Raw genomic sequence first — 12,271 nt, 5'->3', positions numbered from 1 at the left:
TGAAGTGGGTTGCGCCGAGCCGCGACGAGGCGTCGGCGGGACCGGTGGTGCTCGAGGAGGTGCCCGACGTATGGGCCGGCGGGGAGGCGGGGCCGCCGCTAGATCTGCCCGAGCCGCCCGCGGTGCAGGGCGGGCGGGAGCGTGGACTCGTCCTCCACAAGCTAATGGAGGAGGTGCTGACCTGCGAGCTGTCCGAGGAGCCCGCCGCGCTGGAGACGCGCGCGGCGGAACTGGTCCGCGCGCTTGGTAAGGAGCCGGTCGCGGACGCGTCGGTTGGTCTCTCGCCCCCGGAGCTCGCCGACTGCGTCGCGCGGACACTCGCCATCGACGAGGTGGTGCAGCTTCGGCCCGGGCTCCTCGCCGAATTGCCGGTCTATGCTATGGCCGCCAACGGGCGTGAGCTTCTGGCCACCTCTGGCGTCGCAGATGCGCTCGCCGTCGATGCCCAGGGCCGGCCGCTGGTGGTGGTGGACTGGAAGACTGACGTGGCGCCCGACGCCCAGACGCTCAAGCACTACCGCGCGCAGGTCCGAGCCTATCTCGACGTGACAGGAGCCACTCGCGGCCTCATCGTTCTGATGACGAGTGGCACCGTTGTCGCCGTCACGCCGACGCCGCAGGCGATTGACGCCTGATGTACCGCTGCTGGTCCTGTTCCGCCAGGTTCAGCACCGGTAGCTGGCGCTGATGTTCCGCAGGCAGGCCTACCCGGTAGCCATTCCAAGTACTTGCCGAGAGCAGTCCCAGCTGGACCAGCGTCGTAGCGAGGTAATGGCAGGCCGTCTGAAATCGCAGCCGGATCGACCAAGAGCAGTCAGACCTTAAACGGCCAATACCAACTGCAACATCGCACCTGAACCAATGGCTGGTTTCGGGACACGCTGAAACAGTGGTGAGCGGCCGAAATTGGGTCAAGAACCTGCGGCGTAAGGCGTATCATACAGGGCAGCATGCGTACCGCGCACTCCTCGGTCGACCAAGGCCAGGAAAGTGCCCTTCGCTGCATGAACGTCGCCGGTTTCGCTCATTTTAGCATGCGACCGTACGAAAGCGGTGCTCCACGCCGATGTAATCAGCGCAGCAGCAAGGTAGGCATCGGCATCATCGCTGGGGCGATCTACAGCTTCCGCTAAAACAACGGCTAGAGCGCGGATAAAGTCGTCCCGCATCTGCCGCGCGCGTGCCTTCAGCGCCTCACTTCCCTGTGCCGTCTCGACAAAGGCCTGGGTATCCGCAAACAATGGGAAGGCCGGTTCACGCTGGTCGGCCATACGATGGGCAAGCTCGCTAAGGGCCCCGATTGGTGACGTGCCCGGTGAGCGCGATCTGATGGCCTCGAAAACGACATCATGGGCCTCCTGCTCGCGGTCGAAGAACATGTCTTCCTTTCGCGGGAAGTGGTTGAAGACCGTCATGCGTCCGACGTCTGCCGCCTCTGCGATCTCGTCGATCGTCACCCGGTCGAAGCCACGCTCCATGAACAGGCATGTGGCGGCATCCGATATCGCCTGTCGTGTCGCGAGCCTCTTGCGCGTTCGACGGTCTGGGGTCGGTCCAGTCATGGCTTGAACATCAATATATACTCAGTATAGCTATGTAGCGTATCCACTTTTGAGGACGTTTCTATGCCTTCGTCAACTGTCATGATAGCCGCGATCAAAGCAGGCCACAAATCGGCACTCGTCAGTGGCGCGAGCTTTGCCGGACTCGCTACTGCCTACTGGCTGAACCGGCTCGGGCACAGCGTCACGATCGTCGAAACGGCATCTGAACTGCGGCGAGGCGGCACGCCCGTCGATATCGAAGGAGAGACGATCGAAATCCTGGGTCGCATGGGACTTGCAGATGCGGTGCGCGCCAAGGCGCTGCCCCCGCGTGGCTTTGAGTTCAAGGACGCGGATGACGTCACCTTGGAATCGATCGGTATCGGCAACGAACCAGAGGCGCACGAACGATACGAGATTCACCGTGATGATCTGCTGGATATCCTTTCTGCCGCGGTGAAGGACGAGGTCGAAATCCTGTTTGGCCAATCGATCGTCGAGCTCGATGAGGGCATAGACGGCGTGGCGGCGAGCTTCAGCAACGGTGACCGGCGCGACTATGCTCTGGTCTTCGGGTGTGACGGCAACCGGTCCAATACGCGCAAGCTCGTTTTTGGCGAGGGCGAGCAATTCGCCTACTTCATGGGCGGCTATTTCTTCCTGAAGGTGGTGCCGCACATCGGGTTGCTTCCCGCCAACATGTCACAAGTTTTCAGCGTGCCCGGACGTATGGCGATGCTGAACGGCTATGAGGATCGAACCGACATCGGCTTCGGTTTTCGGACTGCCGGCGAGATCGACTATAACTACCGCGATCGCTCCCAACAACGCCGCCTTATCCACGACCAGTTTGACGGTTTGGGGTGGAAAGTGCCGGCAATGCTCGACAGCATGGACGGGGACGACAACTTCTATTTAGACAGGATCAATCAGATCAGGATGCCCTGCTGGTCGCGCGGTCGTGTGACCCTGGTCGGCGACGCGGGCTACTGCGTCTCGCCGCTTGCAGGGTTCGGCGGCTCGATGGCGATCATCGGCGCGGGCCGGCTAGCGGACGCGCTCGAGCGATATCCCGACGATCACGGTGCGGCCTTTCGCCATTACGAAACCGAATTGCGGCCGTTCGTCGAAGAGGTCCAGGAGCACGCCGCCACCAATGGCTTGGCGATGATGTTTCCTGCCGACGAGACCGAGCTTGCGGAGCGCGATCGCAAGCTCTTGGCGGGTGAGATGGACATGTAGGCGTTACCGCACGTCGATCTACCCGACAATCCTATGCGTCTCTCTCTCGTGGGCGCGACGCTTGGCGGCCACGAATCACCGATAGCCCGCGGCCTGAAGCTCGAACAGTTCGGCATAGCGGCCCCCGGCAGCGAGCAGGTCGTCATGCGTACCTGATGCTTCCACCTTGCCATCGCTGAGGACCAAGATGCGGTCCGCCATGCGAACGCTGGAGAAGCGGTGCGAGATCAGCACCGCCGAGCGTCCTGCGCTGAGTTCCCGGAAGCGCTGGAACACCTCGTACTCGGCGCGCGCGTCCAGCGCTGCGGTGGGTTCGTCGAGGATCAACACCTGGGCGTCGCGCATATAGGCGCGAGCGATCGCCATCTTCTGCCATTCGCCACCGGACAGGTCGACACCGTTCCGGAACCGCTTGCCGATCATCTGGTCGTAACCATCGGGCAGTTTGGCAACAACGCCGTCGGCCAGCGCGGCGGAGGCTGCCGCCTCGATCCGCGCGCGATCGCCGCGCGCCTCGATGCGGCCAACCGCGATGTTGTCCGCGGCAGGCAGGTTGTAACGCACGAAGTCCTGGAAGATCACGCCGATCGCGGCGCGCAGACCGTCGAGATCATAGTCGCGCAGGTCGCGGCCATCGAGCAGGACACGGCCTTCTACCGGATCGTACAGCCGGGCCAGCAGCTTCACGAGCGTGGTCTTGCCTGCGCCGTTCTCGCCGACCAGCGCCACCACCTCGCCCGGTCCCAACGTGAAGGACAAATGCCGCACCGCCCATCGTTCGGCGCCCGGATAGCGAAAGCCAACATCCTCGAAAACGAAGCCTTGGCAAACGGGATCGGGGAACGACAGCGCCCCCTCCGGTGAGCGGATGCCGGGCTCGGTACGGAAGAAGGAGAACAGGTCGTCGATGTACAATGCCTGGCCGGCGGTCGACGAGAAGCCGGTGAGCAGTCCTTCCAGCAGTCCGCGGAGCCGCAGGAATGAGGCCGCGAGGAAGGTAAGGTCGCCGATCGAGATCGACCCGGTGACCGCGCGCCAGGCGATGTAGGCGTAGGCCGCGTAATAGGCGATCGTGCCAAGAGCGGCGAACCCCGAGCCCCAAATCGCCCGGCGCAGCGCCAACCGTCTGCTCGCGCTGTAGGTATCGCGTGAGACAGTCCGATAGCGGTCGATCAGGAAAGGGCTGAGGCCGAAGATCTTGATCTCTTTGGCGGTGTCCGCGCTGGCGGCGACCTGACGCACGTAATCGAGCTCGCGCCGCTGCGGCGTGCGCATGTAGCTGAGCGCGTAGCTCAGCGCGTTGAAGTGCGCTTCGCCGAGGAACGAGGGCACCAAAGCGACGGCCAGCAGCACGATCAGCCAGGGGGCGTAAACGACCAGGCCCGCGGCGAAGGTCACGACCGTGACGATGTCCTGAGCCTGGCCGAACAGCTGCCCCATCAGCGACATGCGCCCGCTCGCCTGCATACGCGCGCGATCCATGCGGTCCTGGAAGGCCGCGTCCTCGAAGTCGGCGAGATCCAGGGTCGCGGCGTGCTCCATGAGCCTTACGCTCGCGTCGTTGCTTACATGGTCGGAGAGGAGCCCGTCGACGAGCGATACGATCCGACCAAGGAGGTCGGACGCGACCGCCAAAGCGAACTCGGCCAGTAGCAGTGCCTCCAGCCGATCGAGCAGGCCGGAGCTTAGCCATCCCGTGAGTCCGGCCGGACGGGCCGTCAAATGGGTAAGGTGCACGACCTCGTCGATGATGAGCTTGCCCACGAACAGCGTCGCCACAGGCAAAAGCGCTCGGACCAGCCGTACGGCGACCGTCGTGGCGGTAAGAGCCCTGCTGCTACCCCACACCATGGCGAGGAAGGGTGGGAGATTGCGCAGCGCGCCCAGCCGCTCGCGCCAAGTGGTAGGACGGCCGGGTACGCCGCCGCGCCCTTGTCTCACGCCGTCTGCCATTCAGCTGCTCCGAGGTGACAGGCTGTCGCCCGCTTCGGACCTGAGTGCTGGAGGTGATGAGGTCAGCTGCATGCCCCCCGATACACAGTCGGTGGTATCAGGGGTACTCGCGGTTTCGCCTCAGCGTTACCAGCCGGGATGTCGGGTTGAGCTGTGGTCGCACCTGGCGGATGAATGAGGGTCTGAAGTTGGGAAACGGGGAAGGGCGCGCGAATGGCCAACTATGGGTCACCGCTACATCAAGGAAATAGGATAAACTGCTGTTTAGCTGCCGCCTGCGTTCTGAATTACTGAACTCGAACGTAATCGGGTAAGGTCTGATACGGATTGATTATCAGGTTGTGATGAAACCCTAACCTTTTCTGATGATTTATCGCCACCCCGCATCGACAAAGTAGTCATGACCAGTGCACATTTTCGCATCGTCCGACGCGAGAAATAGAACTAACGCCGCAACATCGGCTGGTTGCACTCTGCTTTTTAAGCACTGTGCAGAAACGATCGCTGCCTCACCCTCGGGCGTATACCATAGCTCTTGACGGGGAGTCTGAACGTTGCCCGGTACGATCGTGTTCACTCGAATGTTATCGCATCCGAGATCACGCGCCAAGCCACGAGTAAGGCCTTCGATGGCGGCCTTACATGTTTGGTAAAGGACGAGCTCGGGCAAGCCCAAGTGCCAACTTATCGATCCAAAATTTAGGATGACACCACCGCCGGCACGCTTCATCGACGGAGCAACAGCTTGGGCTGCAAAGAACTGATGGCGAAGATTGACGTTCAGGCGCTGGTCCCAATACTCGGGCGTCACGTCCTCAAGTGCGTGTCGATCATCGTTGCCGGCGTTGTTGATGAGAATGTCGATCCCCCCAAGGAATTCCGCAAGGTCCGTGATCGCCGTCTTCAAATTGGCCAGATCGCTGAGGTCGCAGTGAAGGTAGAGAGGGACATACGCCGCGTCGGAACTCAGGCGGGAGACCAGGGCCTTGCTGGCATCGTCCGCGATGTCGACGAAAGCGACGCGACATCCCTGAGCGACGAAGGCTTCCACGAGACCTTCGCCGATACCGGAACCGCCCCCCGTGACGAGAACTCGCTTGCCCGAAAGGCTAGGATAGATCGCACGGACAGTGGCGAAACTTAAAAGAGATGACATGCTGTTGGTCTCCAGCGGTGACGCCTGGTCATCTTGGCGCCGCAGGTCAATTTAGATCGGATTCCGAGTAGTATCGGTTCCGCAGTCCGTTCGAAAATGCTCCGGCGAAGGCGATAGCCGTCGCCGGAGATCACGCCTAAAGGCGGATACGGACGCCAGTTGTTATGTATCGGCCAGTAACGTCGTAGATCGAACGGAACGTCGAGATGGCGAGACCGGGATTCGATCCGATCCCGGTGATCGGATATCCCCGGTCGAATAGATTATTCACCGTTGTGAAAACCTGGAATGTTCCGGACGCTGTCTTGATATCGTAGCTTAGGTTTAAATCGGTATATGAGACGGCACCGACCTTGTTCTTGTCGTACACGAAGATCTTCGAACGATTATAGCTGCCGATGTAGCGTTCTTGCCCACTGATCGTGAAGCCGCCGTTTGTATAGGTCAGATCGAGCGTGCCCCTCCATTTCGGCATTGGAAAGGGCTGGTTCCCGGTATCGGAGAAGTCGGCGTTGCCAGCGTATTCGAGCGGGGCGGATCCGGCAACGCTCTGCGAGGTGTAGCTAAACAGCCTCGTCGTCAGCAGCCGGCTCGAAAGGCTGCCGCCGAACAATGACGTCCGGTACGACGCTTCCACGTCCAACCCCTTGATGCGGACACTGGCGACGTTCGTCTGGAATATGTTGACTCGACTTGGGAAATTCGCGGCCGAGGTGTTGGTCGGGCCGAGTGGCCTGACGACTTGGCTGCAGACCGGGCTGGCGTAGTTGCTGTTGGCGCAAAGGTCGAGCACCTGGACGCTCGTATACTGGCTGGCGATCGCGTCCCTGATCCTGATGCGGTAGTAGTCCGCCGAGATCGCGAACCCAGGCAGGAACGTCGGCTGGAAGACCAAGCCGGCAGTCAGCGTCGACCCGATTTCCGGCGTCAGGTTGGGATTGCCTTGATTCACCTCGTTGTACTGGGCGAGCTGGTTGGTGAGCTTGTCCGAGTAGCTCTGGACCCGCAAAGAAGGGCCGGCGAACAGCTCGTAGAGGGTGGGTGCCCTGATATCGCGCGACAGGGTCACTCGCGCCTTGAGGCCTGCGCCCGGTTCATAAGTGCCGCCCAATTTCCATGTCTGGACCGAGCCGGATGTGGAATAGTCCGTGTACCGGAACGCGCCGTTCAAATCGAGTGACTTGCCGATGACGGAGTCCTTCGCAAGCGGCAGGACGATCTCGCCGAAACCCTCCTTGATGGTGTACCTGCCCTTGGCGAACGGGACGTTGGTGAACGAGAATGCGCCGGCATTGGTCGGCACGCCCCGGATGCCGGTGAAGTCGGGTGGCGTCGCCGGGTTGCTATTGCTGACCTGATCCAGCGTCTGACGGCGGTATTCTCCGCCGACGACTATCGATACCGGACCAGCCCAAGTCGAAAACGGTTCTCCCGAAATGCTTCCCTGCGCGTCGTGCATGGTGTTGGTCGCGCGCCAGAACGTCTGCTGCATCACATACGACATCGCCGCTTGCGACGCGTTTCCGACGCCGAGGATATTGAGCGGAACGCAGCCGTCCTGCAGGCCGGGAATGGTGACGGTGATCCGGCACGCGATCTGCCCTGCTGAATTTCGCACGGCGTCGACCGCGGCGTAGTACCGCGGCAGGTTCAGATCGCGTGCCGACGAGTCCAGGCGAGTCCAGCCATAGGTGTAGTTCAGGTCCCATTTGAAGCTGCTGCTGCCGAACCGTCCGTCCAAACCCGCGGTGCCGATCGCCGACTGGGTCTTCTGCCGCGCCGAATAGAAGGGGAAGTCGGCGAGGAAACGGCCCGTCGTGAAGCTGGGCGTGGCTCCAAGCAGAGAGCGATCTGCCGGGTTCAGGAACGCATTCTCCGCAAAGATCCGCGTGCTGGCGGTCGCACCGTTGCGCGTGACCGGCTGCGGCGAGTCCGAATTCACCGCTCGGTTGTACGTTCCTTGGACGTAGGCGGTGATGTCGCTGCCCAGGTCGTACGATACCCGCCCCAGATACTGCTCGGTCGTCGCTGCCGCGCTCAACGTACTCCGATCCGCTGGGAAGACCGTCCCATCGCCACCGAACGCCAGACCCGCGCGACCCGTGGGCGTGCCGGCGTTGAAGGGGCCTACCCGACCGTTCGGGAGGAATTGCTGCCCCCGGAGCGGTCCATCCACGATGTAGCCGCCATCGGCTACCGTGGAGAACCGCACGTTGGCGACGTTCCTGAAGGGATCGGCCGTAGTGCCGGAACCGATCACCGCATAGTTCTCGTTGATACCGGCGCGCGACGATTTCAGTGCGATGCCATCCGAATGATATCGCTCGGCACTGCCGATGACATGAAGCCTGTCGTCCAGGAAGCTCTTACCAAAGGCCGCGCCAATCCGCGTCGATCCGCTGTCGCCGCGCGTCGAGATGCCGGCCTGGCCGAGCAGCTTCAGGCCAGTGAACTTCTTGTCCAGCACGAAGTTGACCACGCCGGATACCGCGTCCGAGCCATAGGCGGCGGACGCGCCACCGGTCACGACGTCGACCCGCTCGATCAGCAGTTGCGGTATCATGTTGGCGTCGGTGCCGCCCGCGTTGCCCGTCGGCGGCAGGCGGAGCCCGTCCTGAAGGATCAGAACGCGTTGTGGGCCAAGGGAGCGCAGGTTCAGGTAGTTTCCCGTCCGTACCCGCCCGGCGTTCGAGCCACGATCCTGTGCGTTGCTGATCGACCCGGTGAAGACGGGCAACTGGTTCAGCCCGTCCGCCAACGTGCCAGGGGCCTTCGCATTCAAGCTGTCGGTGGACAGCATCGTCACGGGGGTCGGAGCCGAATAGCCGGCGCGCGCGACACGCGATCCGGTGACGACGATGTCCTCGACCGCAGTGGCGTCCGGATCGTCCGGTCCGGACTGCTGCCCTGCCGATGCATCAGCTGTGGGGGGCGCATCGGCCGACGGTCCCGCGGCCACCGTTGCGTCATCGCGCTGAACGGCCGGCGAGATTGGCGCTTGGTTCGTCTGCGCCTCCGCAAGAGGCGGAACTAGGGCGCTGCTTGCGAGCAGTGCGATTACGAGACTCTTGTTCATGCATCTCTCCCCTATCGTGCGGCTTCGTTGGCCGATCCGTTCGTTGCGCACGGCCTTTCGGAAACGTGCGGCGAACACCGCCTTGAAGAGGGCTGAGCCCTCTTCAAGGCGGTGTTCAGCAGGGGTAGAGCTCATTTCGTCGGCGCGCTCGCCGACGAAATGTGACCGTTGACCCAAAGCCACATGTAAACTGAACTAACAAGTGGCTGGCGTCAATAGTCGTTTACTGGTCTCGTGATCCGTCCGTCACGCGCTGTCGGACCCGGTCGAGATGATAGCGCATCGCTAGGCTCGCGCCCTGTGAGTCGTGGCGTGCGATCGCGTCGTAAATCGCCCTGTGCTCGTCCAAGACGCGTCTTGCGCGCTCCGGGCTGCGCTCCTTCGTCAGTCCTAGCGCGATGACCATGCCACGGCGGATCGCGTCGTCGAGCGACTGAAGGACTTGCTCGAATAGGATGTTGCCGCTCGCCGCGGCAACGGCCTGATGAAAGGCGAAATCGGCCGACGCGGTGATCGCGCCATCTTGCATCTGCTGCTCCAAGAGTTCTAGCGCGCGTCCGATTCGTTTCAGTTCGGGCAGGGAGTGACGGGTCGCAGCCCACGCGGCAGCCTCCCCCTCGATGGCGAGGCGCAGTTCCAAGCAACGCAGCATGTGAGCGACGTCGCTGGGCTGTGAGAATCGCGTAAGACCTTCGGGAGGCGCGTTCTGAACGACGGTGCCGAGACCCTTGCGCGTCAGCACCATACCGTCGGCCTGGAGGCGGACGAGTGCCTGCCTGACAACGGGCCTGGACACGTTAAATAACTCGCACAGCTTGTTCTCGGAGGGCAGCTTGTCTCCGGGGCGAAGGGTACCGGACGCGATCTGCTCCAGGATCTGGCCGTAGAGCCTGTCTCCGAGACGTTCCTTCTTTTCGGGCACCAGGATCAGATTGCTCATTTCAGTACACCTTCAAGGAACATCCCGACGTTAGCTAGCACGATTGCATCGAGTTGACAGCGGACGCTCACCTGTAAATAAGGGTTACAAGATAGATCAACGGGAGGGGTAGCTTGATGGCCACGGAAGCGGAAGGTCGCCTGCGGCAGGCGCTGCGGGGCGTGTCGGGCATTCTGGTCACCCCTTTCGACCCTGACGACGCGATCGCTCCTTTGCGGCTCGCGCCGGTGGTGGATCGCGCGGTGAAGGCAGGGGTGTCGGTTCTCGTCGCGAACGGCAATACTGGCGAATTCTACGCGCTGACGACGGGCGAGGCCGAGGCCATGGTTCACGCGACCTCCGAGCTGATCGACGGTCGGGTACCGTTAGTTGCTGGCGTTGGTCGTGGCATCGGCGACGCACTCGCGCTGACGCGCGCATCGCGGAAGGCGGGCGCGAGTGCGTTGATGATCCATCAGCCGCCAGACCCGTTCGTCGCACCGCGTGGTGTTGTCGCGTATGTATCCCGGATCGTCGAGGAGGCGCAGGGGCTTCCGGCCCTGCTCTATCTGCGCGACGACGGCATCGGCTTGGACGCGATTGTCGATCTCTGTGGCATTCCTGGGGTAGTCGGAGTGAAATGGGCGTGTCCGACGCCGTTGAAGCTGGCTGATGCAATCAGGGCGACGGATCCGCGATTGGTATGGAGCGGCGGACTCGCCGAAACTTGGGCACCTGCGTTCTACGCCGTGGGCGCACGTGGCTTCACGTCGGGTCTGATCAACGTCTGGCCCGAGCGCTCGGTCTCTATTAGCGCCGCGTTGGAATCGGGCGACTACGTACAGGCTCGATCGTTGATCGAGGGGATTGTCGGCTTCGAGGTCCTGCGGTCCGAAGAGCGGAACGGCGCGAATGTGTCGGTTGTGAAGGCAGCGCTGCAGATCCTCGGCGACGATTGTGGATCGCCCCGCGTCCCCGCGGCCTGGCCGCTGCCCGACGACACGTGGCGAGCTCTGCGTCAGCTGCTCGAGGAGATTCCTGCCTCGGCCTCTGCTGGTTTGCCGACGGTGCGCTGACTTCCCGGGCCAGATCTCGCGTGAAACGAAACGGCGCAACCACCGCCAGGCTAAGGATAGGGACGGCGTTATGAAGATCGATCGGCTCCGCGCATTCATGACCAGGGACGGCGGGCGGCCTAGGGTCCTCGTAGCCATCGACACCGACGAGGGGGTCACCGGTTGGGGCGAGTGTTACAATCACGGACCCGATCGCGCCCTGCTGCCGATTCTCGATTATCTGGCCGACTTTATCGCGGGACATGATCCACGCCGGATCGAGTACCTCATCCAGTTGCTGGTTCAGCAAGCGCGCTTTCCGCCCGGCGCTCTGGGGTTGGCGGCGATCTCCGCGATCGACCACTGCCTATGGGACATCTCAGCCAAAGCGTTGAACGTACCGGTTTACATGCTGCTCGGTGGCCACGCACGCGATCGGATCAGAGTCTATTCGGGTGTCTACACAGCGCCCGACGTTCCCGCGGCCGCTGAGACGATGGCTATGCTCAACGAGGATTGGGGCTTCAATGCCTTCAAGCTCAGCCCGTACAGGATCGATATACACGCAAACCGCTGGGGCGAGGTTGTCCGTACCAGCGCGGAGTATTTCCGGACGCTCCGCGAGACGACCGATCCGACCTTCGATATCGCATTCGATGCGCATGCGAAAATTTTCGAGCCACGCCTAGCTTCGCAACTCGGCAATGCGCTGGCGCCGTACGACCCGCTGTTTTTCGAAGAGCCGATCAGGCCTGAAAACTTCGAACGATGGGGGGAACTTCATCGCAGTCTGAATTGCACGCTGGCGACCGGTGAATCCCTTTACAGCCGTTTCGAGTTTCTGCGTCTGCTCCAGGTCGACGGATGCGACATCATCCAACCCGATATCTGCGTCGTCGGGGGCTTGTTGGAGATGCGGAAGATCGCTGCCATCGCGGAAGCGCACTACGTGACCGTCGCACCGCATAACCCGATGGGACCGCTCGCGACCGCGGTGAACCTGCACTTTTGCGCCGCCCAACCCAACTTCAAGATACTCGAATATCGGTTGCCGAACGCCGACGTCCTACCTGCAGGCCGCGCCGGGATGGTAGGGGAGGCGGTCGGAGACGCACACTATGTGACCGACCCCTATCTGCCACGCGAGGGTCATCTGGAACTGCGCGCGGATCGGGCGGGGTGGGGCGTCGAGATCGACGAAGCCCATCTCGCGACCGACCGGTACGTCCACTGGGAACGCCGCGTTCCCAGACGGCCCGACGGTTCGATAGCGTTCGCCTGAGCCATGGATAGAACAGATCCGGAGACGTCAAAGCGGCTGGACTC

At 62.3% G+C, this 12,271-nt stretch carries 9 protein-coding genes; 4 read left to right on the top strand and 5 right to left on the bottom strand.

What is annotated here, in order from left to right:
• Window positions 1–44 precede the first annotated feature (44 nt).
• A complete protein-coding gene (locus IFS44_RS22430) occupies window positions 45–635 on the top strand; it encodes a PD-(D/E)XK nuclease family protein (RefSeq protein ID WP_342366503.1) in 591 nt (196 codons plus the stop codon).
• A gap of 276 nt (window positions 636–911) precedes the next feature.
• On the opposite strand, the gene IFS44_RS19425 is transcribed toward IFS44_RS22430, so the two are convergent.
• Entirely contained in the window at window positions 912–1,562 is a 651-nt protein-coding gene (locus IFS44_RS19425) for a TetR/AcrR family transcriptional regulator (protein WP_192099713.1), read from the bottom strand.
• 81 nt (window positions 1,563–1,643) lie between these two features.
• Here IFS44_RS19425 and IFS44_RS19420 point away from each other — a divergent pair, with 81 nt between their 5' ends.
• A complete protein-coding gene (locus tag IFS44_RS19420; protein ID WP_192099726.1) occupies window positions 1,644–2,786 on the top strand; it encodes an FAD-dependent monooxygenase in 1,143 nt (380 codons plus the stop codon).
• Window positions 2,787–2,861: 75 nt separating this feature from the next.
• Here IFS44_RS19420 and IFS44_RS19415 read toward each other — a convergent pair whose 3' ends face one another.
• The 4 genes from IFS44_RS19415 to IFS44_RS19400 all read right to left on the bottom strand — a co-directional run bounded on the left by IFS44_RS19415 (window position 2,862) and on the right by IFS44_RS19400 (window position 9,911).
• Window positions 2,862–4,565 (bottom strand): ABC transporter ATP-binding protein, encoded by a 1,704-nt coding sequence (locus tag IFS44_RS19415; protein WP_342366502.1) that lies wholly within the window; start codon window positions 4,563–4,565, stop codon window positions 2,862–2,864.
• 544 nt (window positions 4,566–5,109) lie between these two features.
• Window positions 5,110–5,895 (bottom strand): SDR family NAD(P)-dependent oxidoreductase, encoded by a 786-nt coding sequence (locus IFS44_RS19410; RefSeq protein ID WP_192099711.1) that lies wholly within the window; start codon window positions 5,893–5,895, stop codon window positions 5,110–5,112.
• A 136-nt stretch (window positions 5,896–6,031) separates the two neighbouring features.
• Window positions 6,032–8,971: a TonB-dependent receptor domain-containing protein gene (locus IFS44_RS19405; protein WP_192099710.1), complete on the bottom strand. Its 2,940-nt coding sequence runs from the start codon at window positions 8,969–8,971 to the stop codon at window positions 6,032–6,034.
• Between the two features lie 223 nt (window positions 8,972–9,194).
• The gene (locus IFS44_RS19400; RefSeq protein ID WP_132741312.1) at window positions 9,195–9,911 is read right to left on the bottom strand and encodes a FadR/GntR family transcriptional regulator; all 717 of its coding nucleotides are present in this window, start codon (window positions 9,909–9,911) and stop codon (window positions 9,195–9,197) included.
• Window positions 9,912–10,027: 116 nt separating this feature from the next.
• On the opposite strand from IFS44_RS19400, the gene IFS44_RS19395 reads away from it, so the two are divergent.
• Both IFS44_RS19395 and IFS44_RS19390 read left to right on the top strand, forming a co-directional pair.
• A complete protein-coding gene (locus tag IFS44_RS19395) occupies window positions 10,028–10,966 on the top strand; it encodes a dihydrodipicolinate synthase family protein (protein WP_132741309.1) in 939 nt (312 codons plus the stop codon).
• 70 nt (window positions 10,967–11,036) lie between these two features.
• Window positions 11,037–12,227, top strand: coding sequence for a mandelate racemase/muconate lactonizing enzyme family protein (locus IFS44_RS19390; protein ID WP_192099709.1), 1,191 nt, complete (start codon window positions 11,037–11,039; stop codon window positions 12,225–12,227).
• The last annotated feature ends 44 nt before the right edge of the window (window positions 12,228–12,271 follow it).

Source organism: Sphingomonas sp. CFBP 13706, from assembly GCF_014842355.1.
Classification (GTDB): domain Bacteria; phylum Pseudomonadota; class Alphaproteobacteria; order Sphingomonadales; family Sphingomonadaceae; genus Sphingomonas; species Sphingomonas aerolata.
Note: the sequence above shows the minus strand (reverse complement) of the source record. Positions and strands in the feature narration are given on the sequence as shown.

Bases quoted from the DNA above. Each gene is read 5' to 3' on its own strand.
- IFS44_RS19420 (WP_192099726.1), top strand. From the start codon at position 1,644: ATGATAGCCGCGATCAAAGCAGGCCACAAATCGGCACTCGTCAGTGGC.
- IFS44_RS19405 (WP_192099710.1), bottom strand. From the start codon at position 8,971: ATGAACAAGAGTCTCGTAATCGCACTGCTCGCAAGCAGCGCCCTAGTT.
- IFS44_RS19390 (WP_192099709.1), top strand. From the start codon at position 11,037: ATGAAGATCGATCGGCTCCGCGCATTCATGACCAGGGACGGCGGGCGG.
- IFS44_RS19395 (WP_132741309.1), top strand. From the start codon at position 10,028: ATGGCCACGGAAGCGGAAGGTCGCCTGCGGCAGGCGCTGCGGGGCGTG.
- IFS44_RS19400 (WP_132741312.1), bottom strand. From the start codon at position 9,911: ATGAGCAATCTGATCCTGGTGCCCGAAAAGAAGGAACGTCTCGGAGAC.
- IFS44_RS19410 (WP_192099711.1), bottom strand. From the start codon at position 5,895: ATGTCATCTCTTTTAAGTTTCGCCACTGTCCGTGCGATCTATCCTAGC.
- IFS44_RS19425 (WP_192099713.1), bottom strand. From the start codon at position 1,562: ATGACTGGACCGACCCCAGACCGTCGAACGCGCAAGAGGCTCGCGACA.